Here is a 22,233-nt window from a genome sequence, read left to right on the forward strand (position 1 = left end):
ACGAACGCTCGCTCGCGCGCGCGATTGGTTGGGTGTCGCTTTCCATCTGGGTGCTCCGTTGCCCGTCCACCCATTTCGAGCTGGCATTATGATAGTGATACCAATATTGAAGCAATGTGCCGTTCGCCGTTTAATGGGTTGCGTTTGCCATGTAACCGGTGGGTTGGTGTGCTGGTTATGGCATGCTGCCCCTTATATATGGCGAAGCTATGCGTCGATATCGAGTCGATGCTAGAAGGAGGTTGCATGACTACATTGCACACCCAGAATCGCCCTGAAAAGGGGGTGCGGAACACGCGGAAGCGTCGTGTTCTGTGCGCGGCGCTCGCGGGCGCCCTGGCGTTTGGCGCGCCCGCTACGGCGGCCATCGCTGCGGGCCTCGCTCCGTCGGTGCGCTCGCAGTCGACCACGCAGATGAGCTCCAAGCCGGAGGTCGTCTATATCAATAGCGTGGCCGATCCCGCCCAGCGCGTTCAGGGCTTCAACGAGAACTGGAAGTTCAAGCTCGGCGAGGCGTCCGGCGCCAGCGCCGAGGCCTTCGACGATTCCTCGTGGACCGTCGTCGATCTTCCGCACGACTACAGCATCGACCAGGACTACACCAAGACGGGCGAGGCCGAGAGCGCTTACAAGCCCGGCGGTATCGGCTGGTATCGCAAGTCGTTCGAGGTTGGCAAGGATCTTGCCGGCAAGCGGGTTCGCGTTGATTTCGACGGCGTGTACATGGATGCGACGGTGTATATCAACGGCCAGGAGCTGGGCAACCACCCCTATGGCTACACGCCGTTCTCCTTCGACCTCACCCCGTATCTCAAGGTGGGCGAGCAGAACGTCATCGCCGTTCGCGTGAACAACGAGATCCCGTCCTCCCGGTGGTACTCCGGTTCCGGCATGGGCCGCGACGTCGACCTGGTCGTGACCGATCCGGTCCATGTTGCCAAGGACGGCGTACAGGTAACCACCCCGCAGCTGGAGACCCAGAAGGGCGGCAACGTTACCACGCACCTCAAGACCACCGTCGCCAACGCGGGCGAGAGCCAGGTCGAGGCCACGCTGGTCCAGACCGTCTTCAAGCGCGGCGGCAACCCCGAGCAGGCCATCGGTACCCAGACCACCAAGGTCGCCGTCAAGGCCGGTACGTCCAAGGCCGTCGAGGCCGACCTCTCGGCTGCCAAGCCCGAGCTGTGGAGCACGGACAATCCCGTTCTCTACACCGTGCGCACCGAGGTGAAGGTGGGCGGCAAGACCCTCGACACCTACGATACGGACTTCGGCTACCGCTTCTTCAAGTTCGACGCCAACAAGGGCTTTTCCCTTAACGGCAAGACCATGAAGATCAAGGGCGTCTGCATGCACCACGATCAGGGCGCCCTGGGCTCCGTCTCGACGCGCGACGCGCTCGAGCGCCAGGTCAAGATCTTGAAGGACATGGGCTGCAACTCCATCCGCACCTCGCACAACACGCCCGCCCGCGAGCTGGTGGAGGTCTGCAACGAGCAGGGCATGCTGCTCGACCTCGAGTTCTTCGACGGCTGGACCGCTCGTAAGAACCAGAACTCCAAGGACTACGCGCGCTTCTTCAACAAGGCGATGGGTGAATCCAAGCTGGTGGGCGCCGAGGCGAACAAGCCCTGGGCCCGCTTCGACCTCGAGCAGAGCATCGCGCGCGATTTCAACTCCCCGGCAGTCATCATGTGGTCCATCGGCAACGAGATGACCGAGGGCACCGATGCCGGCGTGCCGCAGTTCCAGAAGGTTCAGAAGGACCTGATCGACTGGGTGAAGGCCGCCGACGCCACGCGTCCGGTCACCACGGGCGACAACCAATATAAGAACAACGGGAGCACGGCGCTCAACCCGCAGGGCATCGCCGATGCCAACGGCATCGTGGGCTTCAACTACGCCGATGGGGGCGTGTACGACAAGGCCCATAGCGAGCATCCCACCTGGAATCTGATCGGTTCCGAGACCGCCTCGGCCATCAACAGCCGCGGTGTCTACAACACGCACGGCAAGGACAACGCCGCCCAGCAGCTCACCGCCTATGACTACAGCGCGGTTGGCTGGGGCCATGTTGCCTCCCAGGCGTGGTACGACGTGCTGACCCGCGACTTCATGTCCGGCGAGTACGTATGGACCGGCTTCGACTACCTGGGCGAGCCCACCCCGTGGAACGGCATCGACGCCGGCGCCAAGGGCACCTGGCCGTCGCCCAAGAACTCCTACTTCGGCATCATCGATACAGCCGGCCTCCCCAAGGATTCCTACTATCTGTATCAGAGCCTGTGGAACGAGGACCTCAACACCCTGCACGTCCTGCCTGCATGGAACGGCGACGTTGTGAAGAAGGACGGCCAGAACAAGGTCGACGTCGTGGTGTACACCGACGCGCCGAAGGTCAAGCTGTTCTTCACGCCCAAGGGCTCCGACCAGCGCCAGCTCATCGGCGAGAAGTCCTTCACCACGAAGACCACCAAGGACGGCCTGTCCTACCAGATGTACGAGGGCGAGGGCGCCTATACCGGTAGGGACATCCATCGCAACCTCTACCTCACCTGGAAGGTCCCGTACGCCGACGGCACCATCACCGCCGAGGCCTACAACGCCCAGGGCGAGAAGATCGATACCACGAAGTGGCAGGGTCGCCAGAGCGTAACCACCGCCGGCCCCGCCGCCAAGCTCAAGGCCGAGGTCAACCGCGAGGGCATGACCGCTAACGGCACCGACCTCGCCTACATCACCGTGAGCGTGACCGACGCAGCCGGCAACCTGGTTCCCAACGCTGCCAACAACGTGAAGTTCGAGGTTTCCGGCGCCGGTAGCCTTGCCGGTATCGACAACGGCAACTCCCCCGATCACCAGTCCTATCGCGACAACAACCGCAACGCGTTCTCCGGCCAGCTTGTGGGCATCGTCCGCGCTGGCGAGAAGGCGGGCGACGTCACCGTCAAGCTGAGCGGCAAGGGCCTGGAGACCCAGACCGTCACCATCCCCGTTGCCGCCGCCGCGGATGCGCCTGCCGCCAAGACCGCCGACAGCCTGCTGTTCGCGCGCTATCACTATGTGAAGACCGGCTCTTCTCTCGAGCTTCCCAAGACCGTTCAGGTTCGCTACGTCGACGGCACCTCTGCCGACAAGGCCGTGGCCTGGGATCAGGTGCCCGCCGACAAGCTCGCTGCCCCCGGCAGCTTTACCGTGAGCGGCACCGTTGCCGACACCGATGTTCGCGCGACCGCCGTGGTCACGGTTGTCGACGACATCGCGGCGCTGCTCAACTACTCCACCACGGTGAGCAAGGGCGCCACGCCGGTGCTGCCTGATTCGCTTCCCGCCGTCATGTCCGACGGAACCGTGCTGAGCGCGAACTTCCCCGTGAAGTGGACCGAGCCCGAGGCCAGCGCCTACGACAAGGCGGGCACCGTCGAGCTCACCGGTACGTCCAACGTCTTCGGCAAGGATGTGACCGTCACCGCGTCTATCCGCGTCCAGGAGGAGGCCATCGCCATCGGCGGCAATATCGCCAAGGATGCGATGAAGATCACGCAGAGCGTGCCCGAGAACAAGCAGAGCGACACGCTCATGGCCATCGTCGACGGCGCCACCGATCCCGGTGCCAATACCGACGGCGGCAAGAACCCGACCTTGTGGTCGAACTACGCTTACTCGCAGGACGGCAACAAGACCGCGAGCATCACCTTCGAGTACGCCACGCAGCAGCGTTTCGGCCAGTTCAAGGTCATGTTCGCCAAGGACAGCTGGTCCGCCCGCTTCCCGGCTGATAACACCACGAAGTTCGAGGTGTCCGAGAACGGCAAGGAGTGGACCCCGTTGACCGTTACCGAGACACGCGGCGAGGCCCAGGGCAACAAGCGCCTCTATACGTATGATTTCGCCCCGGTGACCGCGACGTTCGTGCGCCTCACGGTGACCAATGCCGACGAGACGCTTTCCGGCCGCAAGCCCTGCACCGCGATCACCGAGGTCGAGCTCAACACCGCCCAGGGCAGCTTCACGACCAACGCTACGGCCAAGCTGGCCTCCCTCAAGGTGAACGACCGCGCCGTGCCCGACTCGGCGCTCAAGCAGGGTAGTTACAACACGGCCGCCCAGGCCGCCAAGGTGGAGCCCGTCTCCGCGGACAACGCTGCCGTGACGGTGCTTCCCGCCCACGATGGCAAGATCTTGATCATCATCGAGTCCGAGGACCATCAGACCCGTAGCACCTTCACCATCAACCTCGGCGCTCCCGAGACGATGGATCCCGCGGACGACTCGCGCGACTATCCGGTCGACAAGATCGTGAGCAAGGAGACCGGCAGCGTGCACGAGCCCGCTTCGGGCAACGAGGGCCCGCTGGCCTTCGCCTTCGACAAGAACAACGACACCTACTACCACTCCCACTGGACGGCCACCACGCTCGACAACCTGTGGGTGACCATGGAGCTCGAGGAGCCCACCGCTATCGACGGCCTGCGCTATCTGCCGCGTCCCGCCAACAGCGGTAGCCACAACGGCACCATGTTCGGCGCCAAGCTGCAGTACAGCGAGGACGGCAAGACCTGGAAGGATGCCGGCAGCGCCACCTGGCCCTCGCCGGAGGAGTCCGGCTACACGCGCGACTGGAAGCTCCTGCAGCTCCCCAAGCCCGTCACCGCCAAGTACTTCCGTCTCCAGGCTACGGCCACCTATGCCGACGGCGGCCGCAACAACGCGTTCCTGAGCGCGGCCGAGCTGCGCCTCACCAAGGCTGCCGCCAAGCCCGCCACGGACATCGCTAGCGATGCCGTGTCCATCGAGGTTCCCGCCTCGGTGACGGTGGACCGCGTCGACGCCCAGCACCCCGTGGACGCCTCCCAGGTGAACGTCGTGGTCAAGCACGGAGACAAGACCCTGGAGAACGGCGTGGACTACACGCTCGAGTTCGCCGACAACACCGCTGCCGGCACCGCCAAGGTGACCATCAGCGGCATGGGCGCGTATACCGGCTCCGTCGAGCGCTCCTTCGAGATCAAGCTCGCCGACCCCGTGCTCGAGGGCATCGCCGTGAAGGCTGCGCCCGCCAAGACCATCTACAAGGTGGGTGACAAGCTCGACCCCGCGGGACTCGTGCTCGTTCTGAGCTTCTCGAACGGAACCACCCGCGAGGTGGCCTACGGCTCCGACACCGCTGCGGCCTTCTCCTTCGTGCCCGCGCTCGATACGGTGCTCGACCAGGAGAACCCCGCGCTCGAGGTCACCGTTGCCTACGAGGGCAAGACGGCCGTCTTCGATGTTCGCGTCGAGAAGGCCGAGGACCCCAAGCCCGAGCCCGGTCCCGACCCCAAGCCCGAGCCCGGTCCCGACCCCAAGCCCGATCCCGAGCCCAACCCCGGCCCCAACCCCGAGCCCAACCCCGAGCCTGCTCCCGATCCGGAGCAGCCAGGCGGCGGCAACCAGGGCGGCCAGGGCAACCAGGGCAACCAGGGTGCCAACGGCAAGCCCGGCACCAACGGCGGCCTTGTCCAGACCGGTGACCCGGCGGGTATCGCCGGCATCATCGCCATGGGCGGCGCTGCAGCGCTCGTTGCCGCGCGCCGTCGTCGTCGCTAGTCGACAGCTTTGATACGAGGGAGAGCGCTGCAGCAAGCGCCCTCCCTCGTTTTGTATCTGCGCTGCCTGCGGGCATGCGCTCATGAGCATCACGAGAGAATGGACCCAACCATGTGGAACGGTCGAACATCAAAGGGGGCGAAGCGTCCGCTCGCAGCCGCCGCGATGGCGGTGCTGGCGGCGACCGTCGCCCTGCCGGGCGTAGGTTGGGCGGCATCGCGCATCGCCGATGCCGCCGACGTCACGGTGAACGCGGTGACGCTGGGCAACCCGCTGCGCCTGCGCTACGACGAGTCCGCGTCTGCGGCCGGTGACGCCGCGGGCGACGTGTGGGCGAAGCGCACGCTGCCCATCGGCAACGGCGATATGGGCGCCAACGTGTACGGCGAGGTGCAGACCGAGCACCTCACCTTCAACGAGAAGACGTTGTGGACGGGCGGCCCCAGCGATTCGCGCAAGAATTACAACGGTGGCAACAACGCCTCGAAGGGCGATAACGGCCGCACGGTCAAGCGCATCCAGCAGCTCTTCGCCGAGGGTAAGAACGAAGAGGCCGCGCGTATGTGCGACCAGCTCATCGGCGATCAGGCGGGCTACGGTGCCTACCAGGCCTGGGGCGATATCTACCTCAAGCATACCGATGTCAAGGCGTCCGGCGCCACGGGCTACGAGCGCTCCCTCGACCTGCAGACCGGCGTGGCGGGCGTCGAGTTCGAGCAGGGGGGCAAGCGCTTCTCGCGCGAGTTCTTCGCCAGCCATCCCGACAAGGTGCTGGTGGGTCGCCTCGAAGCCGCCGGCAAGGCCGGCGTGAACGTGGAGATCAGCTTCCCCTCCAAACAGCCGGGCGCGCGCGTCCAGGCTTCCGGCGACCAGATCACCATGACGGGCCAGGTGCAGGATAACCAGCTGCAGTACGCCGCGGTCCTGAAGGTGGTCGCAACCGGCGGCAGCGTGAAGGCCCAGGGCGACAAGCTCGTGGTGTCCGGTGCCGACGACCTCACGTTCTACGTCGCTGCGGCTACGGATTACAAGAACGACTATCCCGTGTACCGCACGGGCGAGAAGGCCGACGTCCTGCTCGCGCGCGTGCAGAAGACGGCCGACGACGCGGCCGGGCGCGGCTACGACGCCGTGCGCGCCGCGCACGTCGAGGACTTCTCCGCGCTCATGGACCGCGTCGAGCTCGACCTGGGCTTCGACGGCGCGGTGTCCGACCGCATGACCGACGACCTGCTGGCCGCCTACCGCAACGGCTCGGCCAGCGCCGCCGAGCGCCGCCAGCTTGAGACCATGCTGTTCCAGTATGGGCGCTACCTCACGCTGGGCTCCTCGCGCGAGGATTCGCAGCTGCCCAGCAACCTGCAGGGTGTGTGGAATGACAGCAACGCGCCTATGTGGGCGTCCGACTACCACATGAACGTCAACCTGCAGATGAACTACTGGCCCACGTACTCGACGAACCTGGCCGAGTGCGCCACGCCCCTCATCTCCTACATCGATTCGCTGCGCGAGCCCGGCCGCGTGACCGCCGCCATCTACGCCGGCGTATCCACGCCCGAGGGTGATACGCAGGGCCAGGGCTTCATGGCCCACACGCAGAACACGCCCTTCGGCTGGACCTGCCCGGGCTGGCAATTCCAGTGGGGCTGGTCGCCCGCGGCCGTGCCCTGGATCCTCCAGAACGTTTACGATGCCTACCGCTACAGCGGCGACGTCGAGCTGCTGCGCCGCGATATCTACCCCGCGCTGCGCGAGGAGGCCCAGCTCTACAGCAAGACGCTCATCAAGGACGAGAACGGCAAGTACATCTCGTCTCCCGCGTACTCGCCCGAGCAGGGTCCGCGCACTGCGACCAACACCTATGAGCAGGTGCTCGTGTGGCAGCTGTTCCACGATGCCATCGAGGCCGGCAAGCTGGTGGGCGAGGACGAGGCCGTGCTCGCCGTGTGGCAGGACCGCTTCGACAACCTGCGCCAGCCCATCGAGATCGGCGCCGACGGCCAGATCAAGGAATGGTATATCGAGGAGAAGTTCAACAAGGACGCCGCCGGCAACACGCTGGGCGAAGGCTACAACCATCGCCACATCTCGCACATGCTGGGCCTGTTCCCCGGAACCCTCGTGTCCCAGGACACGCCCGAGTGGTTCGAGGCCGCCCGCACGTCTATGAACCTGCGCACCGACTCCAGCACCGGCTGGGGCATGGGCCAGCGCATCAACACCTGGGCGCACCTGCGCGATGGCGACCGCGCGCTCAAGCTCATCGGCGACCTGTTCCGCAGCGGCATCTATCCCAACCTGTGGGACACGCATCCGCCGTTCCAGATCGACGGCAACTTCGGCGCCACCTCGGGTATCGCCGAGATGCTGCTCCAGAGCTCCGGCGGCTACATCGACCTGCTGCCCGCCCTTCCGCGCGACTGGGACCACGGTAGCGTGTCGGGCTTGGTGGCGCGCGGTGACTTCGAGGTGTCCATGGAGTGGGCCGCGGGCAAGCTCGTGACCGCCGATATCACCTCGCGCGATGGCGGCGTGGCCACGGTGAACGTGAAGGATGCGGCGCTCGCTACCGTGACGGACGCTTCCGGCGCGCCCGTTTCCGTGAAGGCTATCGCTGCCGACCGCATCAGCTTCGACACCGAGGCCGGTGCCACCTACCGCATCTCGCAGATTCCGTCGGTCGAGCGCCCCGCGGCCCCGCAGAACGTGGCCGTCGCCCGCACGGGCGAGGGCCAGGCTACCGTGAGCTGGGACGCCGTTGCCGAGGATGCGACCTATATCGTCGAGCGCCGCGTGGATAACGGCGATTGGACGCCCGCGGGCAACGCGCTTGCCGCCACGAAGCTGGTTGACGATGCCTGCCCGATGGGCTTCGGCGTGGTCGAGTACCGCGTGACGGCCATCGTGGCCGGCCTTCGCGGCGATGCGAGCGCTCCCGTGGCGTTGCCCGAGGTGGGCGCCGTGTGCGAGGCCCTGGGCCGCGTGGACGACCAGGATCCGGCCGTGGCCTATAGCGGCGCTTGGGCCAACTGGAACAACACCACCGACGGCAACTATGCCAACACCATCAAGTACCTGCAGAACCCCACGGGTACCGAGACCGCCAGCCTCACCTTCCGCGGCACGGGCATCGAGGTCGTCACCGTGACCAACAACGACCGCGGCTACTACGAGGTGAGCATCGACGGTAAGGTCGTGGCCGAGCGCGTCGACACCTACTCCGCCACCAGCGTTCGCCAGAAGACCGTCTATTCCAAGACGGATCTGGAGCCCGGCGTGCATACCATCGTGCTGCGCGCCACCGGCGCCAAGAACAGCGCCTCTTCGCTTGCCAAGGTCGAGCTCGATGCGTTCAGCGTGATCGATGCGTCGGCCAAGCCGGTGACTGCTGTGACCGTGCGCTCCGCCAGCGGCATGACCACCCTGGCTCGCAGCGCCTCGACGCTGCAGATGGTGGCCGACATCAAGCCCGCCGATGCCCGCGTCGCCGACCTGAGCTGGTCGGTGGCGCCCAAGAGCGGTAGCGCCACGGGAGCTATCACCGCCGACGGCCTGCTGACGGTGCAGGGCGAGGGCGTGCTCACGGTAACCGCCGCATGCGGCGATGTGGCCGGCTCGATCGACATCACGGTGGCGCCCGCGGGCACCGTGTCCACGGCGGTGGAGGACTGCAAGGGCACCCCGCCGGTGGACGCCCGCGGCACCCTGAACGACGACCCGCGCCTTACCTGGACGGGTGGCTGGTACAGCTGGGGCGAGGCCGGGCACCACGGCGGCTCCAAGGGCGAGAGCAACGCGCTGGGCGATTCCGTGACGCTGCGATTCGACGGCACGGGTATCCGCGTGTACTCCGCGCGCAACGACGACAACGTGGCCTTCAAGGTCGAGTTGGATGGCGCGGTCGTGGAGGAGGCCCTGTCGCTGGGCGGCGCTGATCAGAAGAACGTGAAGGTCTTCGAGAAGCTCGGCCTGGAAAACGGGCCGCACACCATCAAGCTCACGTCGGTCGCCCGCGCCGGCGCAGGCCAGAACAAGTCCAACGTGGACTGGTTCGAGATCATCGCCCCGAGCGATGCCGCCGATAAGACGGAGCTCCAGGCACAGATCGAGGCCGGCTCCGGTCTGCTCGAGGGTGCCTACACGCCCAAGAGCTGGGACGTCTACGACAAGGCGCTCGACGCTGCGGTGAAGGCCATGAACGATTCCAAGACCACTTCGCACGCGGCGGCCGAGCACGCGGCGGCCCTGAAGGACGCTCGCGAGCAGCTCGTCGAGGTGGATGACGCGTCTATCGAGGTGGACACCTCGGCTAAGATCAGCTTCCGCGCGGTCGAGTCCCGTGCCGTGTTCGCCACCTGGGGCGCGGTGAAGGATGCGGCGAGCTACCGCGTGCGCGTCTACCAGGCGAGCGCCGAGGGCGAGCCCGTGGCCGAGCTCGTCGTCGACGGCGCCGCCGCACGTGCGAAGGGCCTGTCGCCCGAGACCGCGTACGTGCTGCGCGTGGATGCCCGCAACGCCCAGGGTCGTGTGATAAAGCGCATCGAGGGCGCCTTCGACACCTTGCCGTCGGCGTCCGCGGACGCCCTGGCGGCACCGACCAACCTCGCCGTGAAGTTTGCCGCCGAAGCAGGCAAGGCCCTGCTCACCTGGGATGCCGTCGAGGGTGCCGAGCGCTATCGCGTGTACGTGAACGGCGTTGAGCGCGGCGTGTCGCAGACCGCTTCGGTCGAGTTGTCCGGCCTGCAGGAGGGCATGCTGTACTCGGTGAAGGTCGTGGCCGGCACTGATGACGGCGCGATGTCCCTACCGGGTGCGCTCGCGTTTACCTATGACGGTCCGCAGAAGCCCGACCCCGAACCGGAGCCGAATCCGGACCCGAAGCCCGGCCCCGAGCCGAATCCGGACCCGAAGCCCGACCCCGACCCCGAGCCCGATCCGGGGCAGCCGGGTGACGGCAACCAGGGTGGCCAGGGCGGCCAAGGTAGCCAGGGTAACCAGGGCGCTAACGGCAAGCCCGGCTCCAACGGCGGCCTTGCCCAGACCGGCGATCCGGCGAGCATCGCCGGCCTCGTCGCCATGGGCGGCGCGGCAGCGCTTGTTGCCGCACGCCGTCGCCGTCGTTAGCCGATAGCGCGATCAGGCGGGGGAGAACGCGATAACGCGTTCTCCCCCGCTTTTGTTTTGGAGCGACGGTGAGGAGCGTTCCGATGTCGCATACAAGGGCGTTTTGGAGGAGACGGAAGAGTGTGCCCAGTCGACTGCGCGGCGCGCCTCTTGCATTGCGGAGGCGTGGTTGCCCTTGTGCCCCGCGCCCGTCCCATCACAGGAATGCGGGTCTGGCAGCGTACGGGACGCTGGAAGATATCTGACGTCGCACGTTGTCAATTGTTGTTTCAGAACGGCTCCGCTATGCTTAAGCGAATGCACTCTGTTGGGAACGCGCCTGCGTGTGAACCGCGGCGCCCGGTGTAGGCCGGCGGGGGAGCGCATCCGTAATGACCGTTCGTCAGGGAGCGGCGTCCTGCGACGCTGCGTCCGTCGCTCCATATGAAAGGGAACGCCCTATGGCTGATCTTACCGAGCGCTTTGGAACCATGGTCTTCTCGGAAGACGAGATGAAGCGCTGGCTGCCCAAGGATGTGTACAAGAAGCTCGCCAGGACCATCGAGGAGGGGGAGCCGCTCGACCTCGACGTGGCGAACGCCGTGGCGCACGCCATGAAGGAATGGGCGCTCCTGCACGGTGCAACGCATTACGCGCACTGGTTCCAGCCGCTCTCGGGTATCACCAGCGAGAAGCATGACAGCTTCCTCGAGCCCAACCACGACGGCACGGCCATCACCAAGTTCTCGGGCAAGGCGCTCATCAAGGGCGAGTCCGATGCGTCGAGCTTCCCCAACGGCGGCCTGCGCGCGACCTTCGAGGCGCGCGGCTACACGGTGTGGGACGCTACCAGCCCTGCATTCATCAAGGACGACGTTCTGTGCATCCCCACGGCGTTTTGCTCCTATACCGGCGAGGCGCTCGACAAGAAGACCCCGCTGCTGCGTTCGATGACCGCGCTCGACATCCAGGCCAAGCGCGTGCTGGCGCTCTTCGGCAAGCATCCCAAGAAGGTCGTCCCCAACGTCGGCGACGAGCAGGAGTACTTCCTTATCAAGAAGGAGGCGTACCGCCGCCGCCGCGACCTGGTCATCACCGGCCGCACGCTGTTCGGCGCCGCGCCCGCCAAGGGCCAGGAGCTCGAGGAGCATTATTTCGGCGCGATTCGCCCCACGGTTTCGGCCTATATGAAGGATCTTGACAACGAGCTGTGGGCGCTGGGCATTCCGTCCAAGACCAAGCACAACGAGGTCGCTCCCTGCCAGCACGAGCTCGCGCCCGTGTACTCCGAGCTTAACGAGGCCGTGGACAACAACCTTCTCATCATGGAGAAGATGAAGCTCATCGCCAGCCGCCACGACCTGGTGTGCCTGTTGCACGAGAAGCCGTTCGAGGGTATCAACGGCTCGGGCAAGCACAACAACTGGTCGCTCGGCACGGCCGACGAGAACCTGCTGGAGCCCGGCGACACGCCCGAGGAGAACCTGCAGTTCATCGTCTTCCTCACCGCCGTCATCGAGGCCGTGGACAAGTACCAGGACCTGCTGCGCGCCAGCGTCGCAAGCTGCGGCAACGACCATCGCCTGGGCGCGGGCGAGGCGCCGCCGGCCATCATCTCGATCTTCCTGGGCGACCAGCTCACCGAGGTCGTGGAGATGATCATGGACGGCGAGGCTTCCGTTCACGCTACCACCGACACGCTCGACCTGGGCGCCGTGGTGCTGCCCAACCTCGAGCAGGACAACACCGACCGCAACCGCACGAGTCCGTTCGCCTTTACGAATAACAAGTTCGAGTTCCGCGCCGTGGGCTCCGAGGCCAACGTGTCCGACGCCAACATGGTGCTGGACACCGCCGTGGCGCAGGCGCTGCGCGACTTCGCCGACGCGCTCGAGGGCACGCCGGCAGACGAGTTCCCCGACGCCGCGTTGGCCTACTGCGCCGAGCACCTGCGCGAGCACCGTCGCATCCTGTTCTCGGGCGACGGCTATTCCGAGGCATGGCACGAGGAGGCGGCTGCCCGCGGCCTGGTGAACCTGCCTACGACCGCCGAGGCCCTGCCCGCGTTCGTCGCGCCTAAGAACCTCGCGCTCTTCGCCGAGATGGGCGTGCTCACCGAGGCCGAAGCGGCGTGCCGCTACGAGGTGAAGCTCGAGAAGTACAACAAGCTCATGAACATCGAGGCAACCACGATGGTGCGCGAGGCGCGCCGCACGTACCGACCGGTCATCACCGCGTATGCAACGAAGGTGGCAAAGGGTCTCGAGACCATCCGCGCCGCCGGGGCCGAGGCTGCCATGGTCTTCGAGCAGGAGACGCTCAACGAGCTGTGCGAGGGCATCACGGCTATCAACATGTCCATCGCAAAGCTCGATCAGCTGCACACCAAGGCCGAGGCCGTCCAGGACGGGCAGTCCCAGGCCGAGGTCTACGCGCACGAGGTCGTGCCCGCCATGGCCGAGCTTCGCGCCGCTGTGGACGCGATGGAAGAGATCGTTGCCGCTGACTACTGGCCGGTGCCCACGTACGACGACATCCTCTTCTACGTGTAGGAGGCTTCTCCGCGTTGCTTGGGGCGTAATTCCAATTTGACGCAACCGCGACCGAAGATTTCTGCTATACTGTCACGCGCTGTCCCCATCGTCTAGCGGCCTAGGACGCCACCCTTTCAAGGTGGATATCACGGGTTCGAATCCCGTTGGGGGCACCATCGAATTATCAAGCCCGGTTCCCTGGTGAGCCGGGCTTTTTGCTGTCGAGCCTCACGGAGGGCGAGTATGCAGGCACGAACTATTACGACCGCGGGTATATCCGTCGCGCTGCTAGCGGTGTCGGCATGGTTCACCGTGCCGCTGGGCCCCGTTCCGTTCACGCTGCAGACCATGGTGCTGGCGATGCTTCCCGCTGCGCTCGATCGCAAGACGGCGTGCGCTGCGGTGGCGGTCTACCTGCTGGTGGGAGGCATCGGCGTGCCCGTGTTCTCGGGTTTCGGCGCCGGAGCGGGCGTGCTCGCCGGTCCTACGGGCGGTTACCTGTGGGGTTTCCTGCTGGGCATGCTGGCGGCCACGACCATCGTGCGTGCGCTGTCCGGCCGCTTGTCCCGCTTCGCTGCTTCGCTTGCGGGCGATATCGCCATGCTTCTGATCGCCTATGCGTGCGGCACGCTGCAGTTCATGATGGTGGCGTCGCTCGATGCCGCCTCGGCGCTGATGCTCGCCGTCGTTCCGTTCGTAGTGCCCGACCTTGTAAAGCTCGTGGTGGGCGCTCGCGTCGGCTGTGCGGTTGCACGGGCGCGTGCTACCCGGCCGTAAGCGCGCCTGCAGCATCGATGCGCAATCGTACGCGCTCGCCGAGCCTGATGCCTGCAAAACGAGGGTTTTGTACGATCTTTTGCGGAGCTTCGCAATAATCAAGAAAGCCGCAGGTGTTGCACCTGCGGCTTTCTTTTTGAAAAAGCTGGGTATTTGCAGCCGCTGCGCCGGAGCCGTACAAAACGGCCACGGAACAGTCGGCTCGCATCCAATTCGAACACGCTACCCGCGTGCAGCATCGTAGCGCTCGGCTGAGCGCTGCTGGGCCGTGTGGCGCGTGCGCGGGGAGTAGATCACGTGCGTGCGGCAGTACGCGCAGCACAGGTCGCAGCCCGAGCAGGCATCGGCGTCCACGCGGTAGGCGGGGGGAGCGAAGACGAGCGCGGGACATCCCGTGATCTGCTTGCACCGGTGGCAGCCCACGCAGGCGTAGCGGTCGATGTCTACCGGTGCGGGCGCATCGCGACCGATCAGCTGCGCGCACGGCGAGGCGAAGATCACGGCGCGCACGCCCGGCGCGTCCAGCGCCTCGCTCATCGTGTTCGCGGCGGCAACGGTGTCCAGCGGGTCGACTACGGCAACGCTCGTCGCGCCCAGTGCCGTAGCGCGCCCTGCAAGCCGTTCCAGCGACTCGTGAGTAAGGAATGAGCTGCTCGAGGCCATGACGGCTAGAACGGTTACCGTGCCTTCAGCGGCCAGGTTCCCCAGCGGGCCGTCGTCTGCGGCCTCGGCGAGCTGCGTATCGCGGACGAAGTGCACGCAGGCTTCGACCGCGGGCTCCTCTGCGGTGCCGCCGGCGGGGACGGCCGCGCGATAGCGCTCGAGGAGCGCGTCCTCGCCGCCCGGGCAGGTGGTGGCGGCGGGATGCATCGGCCCCGCCGCCGTGCAGCCCGCGTCTCCGCAGATCACGCGCCCTGCACCGCGCCCCAGGGCTTCTTTGCAGGCGATATATGCTGCTCGATGCGGGCAGCCGGCGCAGGCGACGCCCCGTTCCACCTTACGCATGGGCGCCTCCGTCCACGGGCTCCGTGTAGTCCTCGCGCGACAGCAGCTCGAGCTCGAAGTTGAGTCCGCAGCCGGCCATGGGATGGTTGAAGTCGAAGATCGTCATGCCGTCGTCCTCGACTTTGACCACGCGCGCGAGCTGCTGGTAGCCCTCGTCGTTCATGAGGTAGATCATCTCGCCTACAACGAGGTCGTCGTAGTTGGGAATCTCGACGGTGGGCATGGTGTAGAGCAGCTCCATGCGGCGCTCGCCGTAGGCCTCGCAGGGCTCCAGATGCACGCGCTTCTTCTCGCCGGGCTCCATCGAGAGGACGGCCGCCTCGAATCCAGGCACGACCTCGTGGTTGCCCTCGACGTAGGTGAGCGGCGTGCGGCCCTGCGTGGTGTCGAACACCTCGCCATCGTCGAAGCTGCCGGTGTAGTGAACGGTGACGGTGTGCTTGAGCGAGAAATCAGACAAGGCGCGATCCCTTCTTGCGCGTGGAGCCGCCAAAGGCGACGTGAGTCTTGCAGATATTGCAGGTTGCAGGGGCGTTTGACGAGCCGGTTGCAAGGATGTGCGCAACCGGCTCGAGAGGAGCCGCTGCTAGAAGCCGCGGCGGCGGGCGAAGTCTTCCGAGGCGGCCTCGACGCCCTCGACGGTGGCGGCCCAATTGGCGAAATCGGGCGTGTCGGCGATGATGCCGTCGGCTTCCCAGACCGCCTGATGCGAGCGCCGCCAGGCTTCGGAGACCTCGGGCCGTACCGGGAGGTAGGGTGTGAGGTACGTGGGGTTGAGCAGGAAGAACGCCCCGCCCTCGCAACGGCCTGCGAAGTCGCGCAGCGCCCGACGGGCGTTCTTGCGGCGGCCGAGCTTGTAGAACAGCAGCGTGCGTCCGAGCAGGTACCAGGGCGATTCTTCCGCTGCCTCGCCGATTGCGCGGGAACAGGCGAAGAACGCGTCTTCGTCTTCGAGGCGCGCGAGCGCCAAGAACAGCGTGCCCTCGGCGTGGTTCGCGTAGCCGCGGGCACGAAGGACCTGCTGGGCGTATGTCCCCGCCGCACGGTAGCGTGCGCTGGTAAGGCTGCCCTGCGAGAGCGCCTCGACGCAGTGGAGCCATCCGATGACCTGAGGGTCTTCAAGCGTCCGCGCCGCGGCCTCGTCCTCGTTCGCGCCGCGCCACAGGCCCGGTGCCTCGGGGTCGAAATCATCGTGCGCGCAGCGGATCTGCTCGCGTGCCTCGCGCTCGAGTGCCAGCAGGTCGCGCAGGCAGTCATCGAGCGGAACGTCGGCCAGCAGCAGGTCGAGTAGGCGCGCGTCGATGCACGACCGGTCGGTTTCGATGATCTTGAAGAGCGCGAGGCGTGTTTCGTCGAACAACCGCGAGCGCTGCCGCTCGAACTCGCCGTCGGGAAGCTCCTCCATGCGCGCGAGCTCGGCGATCATACGGGCGTGCACGCGCGCGTACGAGACGAGCGCTTGCGCATGCGGTTCGTGCGCATAGGCCTCGGGGTTGCGTTCGATCTCGGAGCGCACGAGCTCGCGCGCGGCGTCGGTAAGATCGGGGTGCGCGGCAGCGTACGACGCCTCGAGGTATCGGCATACGTAGATGGCGGGATCCATCAGTTCCTCCCCTCGGGCGAGCCGCCGCGTCCGCTGGGCGAGGGCTCGGCGTGGGATCCCAGCGCGTCGCGGACGAGGTCGTGGTTGGCGATCCAGCTCGAGAAGCAGGCGTTGTCGGGAGATCCGATGCCTTCCTGCAGCAGGGGCGTGGCCTCGCTGAGCGCGAGCACCAGCTCGTCCTCGCTCCCCGGGGCCACGTGGACGCGGGCGAACACGCCTTCGGGGAATTCGGGTTGGAAGTAGAGCGCTTGCACGGCATGGGGGAAGCCGTGCACGATGGCGGCGAGCGTCTCGGTGGCGCCGTCGAAGTCGTAGGCGCGATATGCAGCGCTCATCTCGGCGAGCAACGTCCAGGGGTCGGCGGCGCGCTTGGCGGGGCGTCCGGCGCGGCGCGGCTGGAGGGGCGTCGAGGCATAGGCGAGGGTGTGGCGGCTGCGGTAGGCGGCGAGCTCCTCATGCGTGGCCTCGAGCTTGGCGAGGGCGAGCAGGCCGGTGTGGCGGATGTCGCCGGGGTCATGCGGGGCGATCGCGAGGCATTGCTCGGCCACGGTGAACGCCATGCGGTACTGGCCGGAGATGAGTGCCTGGGCCGCCAGCGCGGACAGCCAGCGCAGGTAGGGGCGCGTGCCCAGGTCGCTGGCGAATTCGCGGGTGTATGGATCGTCGGCCGAGCCGGCCAGGGCCGACAGGTCGTCGAGCGCCTCCTTGCGATGGTCGAGCAGGAAGCTCACGTACGCGTCGTTGCTGGGCGATTCCAGCGCGGCGAGCATGCGCACCGCATCCCAGTTCTTCGGGTCGAGCTCGACGGCTTCGCGCAAGAACCCTTCTGCGAGGTCCTCCTGGCGTACGACGTCCTCCTCGGATGTGAGGAACGGGATCTGATAGTCGATGACCTCGGCTGCGCGCGCCGTGAGGTGGAAGGAACGGTCGCGGTCGGTGTGGATGAGCTGCGACGGGTCCGTCTGGTACGCGCCCATGCCCTGCTCGATGAACGCGGCGTCCTCCAGGGGAAACACGTTCTTGCGGCGCATGTCTTCCAAGATGAGGCGCAGGCAGTCCTCTTGTATGGGGTCGAACGCCACGGCGCCTCCTTTCCCTAGGGTTGTTTCGTAAGGTACTAGTGTACCCGCTCGGCGGCATATGCGGGGTGCCGCCATGTTCGCGGGCACATCCGTGTCACAACTGCGTGGCGCCGAAGCCCGGCATTTCGCGCGCAGATGACGGGGGGCGGGCTTCGCGCGCCGCAAGCCGCGCGGCGGGCGGGCCGCCCGGCCGGATCGCGTGGCCGCCGAGGGCCGGGTGCGATCGTCGGGCTTCGGGCTTCGGGGCGGGCGCCCCGTGCGTCTACGAGAGCCGCGCCGCGTCCTGCTCGTTTGCCACGATCTCTACGACAACGCCGTGGGGGAGGCAGACGATCTGCTCGCCGGGGGCGTCGACGGGGTCGTGCTGGACGCATACCTGGTTGCCGCAGTTTGCGGATTCGACCCGCACCGCGCCGTCATGGATGGATATGCGGTTTTCGCCCGCGTCGACGTCGGCGCCACGGCCCGTTCCCGGCGTCCCGACGGTGTAGGAGACCGAGGAGCCAAGCGGGTCGCAGCGGTAGAAGCCGTCTTTCGACTGGCATACCACCAGCGCGCCCGCGGCGTTCGCGCCGTCGTCCGCACGGCCCAGCGCGAACCAGAGCGCGCCCGCCGCGACGCCCAGCGCGATCAGGGCGATGAGGATGCGGTCACCTGTTTTTATATGAAGAGCCATGTCGACGACCTCGGTGGCGAGTGGTGGGGGAATAAGAGGCATGTTCGGGGTGGTCCGGAACGGTTTTGCCGAATTTATAGCGCCATCATTGTTCCAAAGGACTACACTAAACACAAGCCTGTGCACAGAGGGGTGCATGGTCTCATATGGTCCAAACGGAGCCGTTTGGGTGCTCCGTTGCATAGCGGGCCCTGGAGAGAGGGGTCTGCAGAATGGAGGCATTCTATGGGACGTTTTACTAATCCGCGCGATCTGTATTTCGGCGAGGGCGCCCGTCACGAGGTCAAGAACCTCAAGGGTTCCCGTGCCATGATCGTCACCGGCGGCGGCTCCATGCGTCGCGGTGGCTTCCTGCAGGATGTCGAGGCCGATCTTAAGGAGGCCGGTTTCGAGGTCGAGATCTTCGAGGGCGTCGAGTCCGACCCGTCCGTCGAGACGGTCATGAAGGGCGCCAAGGCCATGGAGGCCTTCCAGCCCGACTGGATCATCGGCATCGGCGGCGGCTCGCCCATCGACGCCGCCAAGGCCATGTGGCTGTTCTACGAGTATCCCGAGGAGACCTTCGAGCAGGCCGTCGTGCCCTTCTCCTTCCCGGAGCTCCGCACCAAGGCCCACTTCTGCGCGATCGCCTCGACCTCCGGCACCGCAACCGAGGTCACCGCGTTCTCCGTCATCACCGACTACGAGAAGGGCATCAAGTACCCGCTGGCCGACTTCAACATCACCCCTGACGTCGCCATCGTCGACCCCGAGCTCACCTACACCATGCCTGCCAAGCTCTGCGCCCACACCGGTATGGACGCGCTGACCCACGCCATCGAGGCCTACGTCTCCACCGCCGGCTCCATGTACACCGACGGCAACGCGCTGCACGCCATCCGCGAGATCGTCGAGTGGCTGCCCAAGTCCTACCAGGGCGACCATGAGGCCCGCGCCCACATGCACGACGCCCAGTGCATCGCCGGCATCGCCTTCTCGAGCGGCCTGCTCGGCATCGTTCACTCCATGGCGCACAAGACCGGCGCCGCCTTCACCGGCGACCACATCATCCACGGCTGCGCCAACGCCATGTACCTCGGCAAGGTCATCCAGTTCAACGCCCGCGACGCCCGCGCCAAGAGCCGTTACGCCTTCATCGCCAAGGACGTCCTGCACCTCGCCGGCGAGACCGAGGACGAGCTCGTCGAGGCTCTGGTCCAGAAGATCCGCGACCTCAACGACGCCCTCGACATCCCGCAGGGCATCAAGAACTACGGTCAGTACGGCGTGAAGGCCGACGAGTCCATCATCGACTACGACGAGTTCGAGTCCAAGAAGGCCGACGTCGCCGCCAACGCCATCCTGGACGCCTGCACCGGCTCCAACCCGCGTATCCCGACGCAGGAGGAGATGGAGCAGCTGCTCGAGTGCGTCTATACCGATACCCCGGTGACGTTCTAAGATTCGAATTGCATGCGCGCGATCACTTCGCGCGCCGCACGGCCCGGCAGCCCCAGCGGTTGCCGGGCCGTTTTGCGCTTCAGGGCGCGGGTGGCTGCACTTTTATCATCGAAGTCCCGCTCTAGAGGAGGGGGCTTCGTGGCTGTCACCCCCGAAGTGGGTGGAATATTGCTGGCACTCAATATACACTCCAATACAGTAAAGTGCTCAACTGGGGAAATATTGCCGATTCCAGGCAAATCAGGAGGTCTCTGAACGTGGTTGGGAAAAATCCACTCACTTCGGGGGTGAGGGGATGGGCTCGAGTGCGGCCTGTTCGCCGAGGCCCTCGGAAAAACCGCTCACTTCGGGGACGAGGGGATGGGACAACCCTCGGGAGGTGGGATTCCGCGTGCGTCCCGCGCCGCCCGCGCCCTCGCTTCGGGCTTCGCGGCCCTCGCGCTGCGCCGGCGAACGCCCGCGCGTTCACTCGGCTCCGCGCCCCCGTGGGTTCGAATCCCGTGCGCCGCGCCCGAAAAAGAAACGGCCCCGTTGCCGGGGCCGTCGCAGATCAATGGTGGGCGATGAGGGATTCGAACCCCCAGCCTTGTGCGTGTAAAGCACCTGCGCTAACCGTTGCGCCAATCGCCCGTGGGGTTTGAGTATAGTGGCAAAGGTGCATGTATGGCAAGGATGCATTTGGAAGAAGTTCAATCTATGATGAAACGATAAGCTGAAAAGGGGACGCGGTCGTGCAAGCGACCGGATTTATGTTCGTGCGGCTTCGTTTGGAGGAGCTATGACTACGTCTGTCCATGCCTCGCTGGACCCCGAGGCCCTGCAGGTTCCCGGTGTGCTGGGTGAGTATATCGACGTGCTCGACGCCGCGGGCGTGCTCGATGGCATCGCTGGTGCGGCCAATCTCGATGAACTGTCCGATCTGCCCATATCGTTTGTGAGCTATGATTCGCGTGCGGTGGTCCCGGGCACCCTGTTCATCTGCAAGGGGGCCGCGTTCAAGCCCGAGTACCTGGCCCAGGCCGCCGAGGCGGGCGCCGTGGCATATGTGTCCACGCAGCATTACCAGGATATCGATTTGCCTTGCTTGCACGTATCCGATATCCGACGCGCGTTGGCGCCGTTGGCGTCGCGCGCGTACGGCAATCCGTCCCAGAACGTGCGCATCAGCACGTTTACCGGTACCAAGGGCAAGACCACCAGCGCGTTCTACCTCAAGGGGATTCTCGACGAGCAGGCGCGCCTGGATGCGCACGGCCCCGCGGCCATCATATCGACCATCCTGATCGACAACGGCGTCGAGCGCATCCCATCCCAGCTCACGTCTCCCGAGCCCCTCGAGCTCAATCTCTATCTGGCCAGCGCGGCCTCGCTGGGCGCTACCGACGTGGTGATGGAATCGTCGAGCCAGGCGCTCAAGTACGGACGCGTGGCCGGCGTGCGCTTCGCGGTGGGTGCGTTCACCAACATCAGCGAGGACCACATCTCGCCCATCGAGCATCCTACCTTCGAGGACTACTTTGCCAGCAAGCTCACCTTGTTCGCCCAGTGCGATGCCGCGGTGGTCAACCTCGATATGGACTTTGCCGATGAGGTCCTGCGAGCGGCGTCGTGCTGCCCGCGCGTGCTCACGTGCTCCATGCGCGACGAGTCGGCCGACATCTACGCCTCCACCTGGCGACAGGAGGGGCACGACACGAAGATGACGGTCGTGGCGCCGCGCGGTACCTACGAGGTGCTCGTGCCCACCATCGCCGAGTTCAACCTCGCCAACGCGCTCGGTGCCATCGCGTGCGCCGAGGCGCTGGGGGTCGATGCTCGCGCCATCGAGCGGGGCCTGGCAGCCGTCCGCGTGCCCGGCCGCATGGAGCGTATCGACTCGCCCGATCCCGATATCGCCGGCATCGTGGACTATGCCCACAACGAGGTGAGCCTGCGCGTCTTGCTCGAAAACGTGCGTCGCAGCTATCCGGATCGCGAGCTCTGCGTGGTCTTTGGTTCCACCGGAGACAAGGGGCGCGACCGCCGCGAGGGCATGGGCCGCGCCGCGGGCGAGCTGGCCGACCGCATCATCGCGACCGAGGACGATGCGGGCACCGAGGACGTGGTGGAGATCTGCCGCACGATCGAGCGCTATGCGCGCGAAGCGGGTGCGACCGATATCGTCATCGAGCCCGATCGCGAGCGCGCGGCGCGCCTGGCGGTGCGCGGCTGTACCGGCCCCGCGGTGATCGTGATGGCGGGCAAGGGCCATGAGCACCATATGATTCGCGCCCATGGCCGCGATGCATACGAGGGCGACGCCTCGTTGCTCGCGCGCGTGTTCGAGCAAGAGGTCAAATAGGTAAGCGAAGGGGCCGGGCGATGCGTTTGGCCCCGTGCTTTATGCGTTTCGGCTGGGTGAAAACGATGTGTACGCGCCGAGCC

At 66.1% G+C, this 22,233-nt stretch carries 11 protein-coding genes and 2 tRNA genes; 7 read left to right on the forward strand and 6 right to left on the reverse strand.

Annotated features, from left to right (window positions below; translation table 11 throughout):
• The first annotated feature begins 246 nt into the window (after positions 1 to 246).
• From E4J93_RS05635 to E4J93_RS05655, 5 genes are all read left to right on the forward strand, one after another.
• A complete protein-coding gene (locus tag E4J93_RS05635) occupies positions 247 to 5,589 on the forward strand; it encodes a discoidin domain-containing protein (protein WP_147588488.1) in 5,343 nt (1,780 codons plus the stop codon).
• Positions 5,590 to 5,700: 111 nt separating this feature from the next.
• Complete coding sequence (locus E4J93_RS05640) at positions 5,701 to 10,713, forward strand: glycoside hydrolase N-terminal domain-containing protein (RefSeq protein ID WP_147588489.1); 5,013 nt, start codon at positions 5,701 to 5,703, stop codon at positions 10,711 to 10,713.
• A gap of 440 nt (positions 10,714 to 11,153) precedes the next feature.
• Positions 11,154 to 13,244: a glutamine synthetase III gene (locus E4J93_RS05645; protein ID WP_147588490.1), complete on the forward strand. Its 2,091-nt coding sequence runs from the start codon at positions 11,154 to 11,156 to the stop codon at positions 13,242 to 13,244.
• Positions 13,245 to 13,325: 81 nt separating this feature from the next.
• Positions 13,326 to 13,402, forward strand: a tRNA-Glu gene (locus tag E4J93_RS05650).
• A 67-nt stretch (positions 13,403 to 13,469) separates the two neighbouring features.
• Positions 13,470 to 14,003: a biotin transporter BioY gene (locus E4J93_RS05655; RefSeq protein WP_147588491.1), complete on the forward strand. Its 534-nt coding sequence runs from the start codon at positions 13,470 to 13,472 to the stop codon at positions 14,001 to 14,003.
• Between the two features lie 222 nt (positions 14,004 to 14,225).
• On the opposite strand, the gene E4J93_RS05665 is transcribed toward E4J93_RS05655, so the two are convergent.
• The 5 genes from E4J93_RS05665 to E4J93_RS05685 all read right to left on the reverse strand — a co-directional run bounded on the left by E4J93_RS05665 (position 14,226) and on the right by E4J93_RS05685 (position 18,369).
• A complete protein-coding gene (locus E4J93_RS05665; RefSeq protein ID WP_147588493.1) occupies positions 14,226 to 15,008 on the reverse strand; it encodes a hypothetical protein in 783 nt (260 codons plus the stop codon).
• On the reverse strand, positions 15,001 to 15,468 hold the full coding sequence (locus tag E4J93_RS05670; RefSeq protein WP_147588494.1) for a peptidylprolyl isomerase: 468 nt from the start codon (positions 15,466 to 15,468) through the stop codon (positions 15,001 to 15,003). The genes E4J93_RS05665 and E4J93_RS05670 overlap by 8 nt, the downstream gene beginning before the upstream one ends.
• 126 nt (positions 15,469 to 15,594) lie before the next feature.
• Positions 15,595 to 16,611 carry a hypothetical protein gene (locus tag E4J93_RS05675; protein ID WP_147588495.1) on the reverse strand — a complete coding sequence of 339 codons (1,017 nt, stop codon included), beginning with the start codon at positions 16,609 to 16,611 and terminating at the stop codon, positions 15,595 to 15,597.
• Entirely contained in the window at positions 16,611 to 17,693 is a 1,083-nt protein-coding gene (locus E4J93_RS05680; RefSeq protein WP_147588496.1) for a hypothetical protein, read from the reverse strand. Before E4J93_RS05680 ends, E4J93_RS05675 begins: the two co-directional genes overlap by 1 nt.
• Positions 17,694 to 17,955: 262 nt before the next feature.
• The gene (locus E4J93_RS05685; protein ID WP_147588521.1) at positions 17,956 to 18,369 is read right to left on the reverse strand and encodes a NusG domain II-containing protein; all 414 of its coding nucleotides are present in this window, start codon (positions 18,367 to 18,369) and stop codon (positions 17,956 to 17,958) included.
• Between the two features lie 225 nt (positions 18,370 to 18,594).
• On the opposite strand from E4J93_RS05685, the gene E4J93_RS05690 reads away from it, so the two are divergent.
• A complete protein-coding gene (locus E4J93_RS05690) occupies positions 18,595 to 19,809 on the forward strand; it encodes an iron-containing alcohol dehydrogenase (protein WP_147588497.1) in 1,215 nt (404 codons plus the stop codon).
• Positions 19,810 to 20,363: 554 nt separating this feature from the next.
• Here E4J93_RS05690 and E4J93_RS05695 read toward each other — a convergent pair.
• Positions 20,364 to 20,439 (reverse strand) — tRNA-Val (locus E4J93_RS05695).
• 148 nt (positions 20,440 to 20,587) lie between these two features.
• Between E4J93_RS05695 and E4J93_RS05700 the strand changes: the two genes are divergently transcribed.
• The gene (locus E4J93_RS05700) at positions 20,588 to 22,150 is read left to right on the forward strand and encodes a Mur ligase family protein (protein WP_147588498.1); all 1,563 of its coding nucleotides are present in this window, start codon (positions 20,588 to 20,590) and stop codon (positions 22,148 to 22,150) included.
• The last annotated feature ends 83 nt before the right edge of the window (positions 22,151 to 22,233 follow it).

The organism is Collinsella sp. BA40, assembly GCF_008014645.1.
Classification (GTDB): domain Bacteria; phylum Actinomycetota; class Coriobacteriia; order Coriobacteriales; family Coriobacteriaceae; genus Collinsella.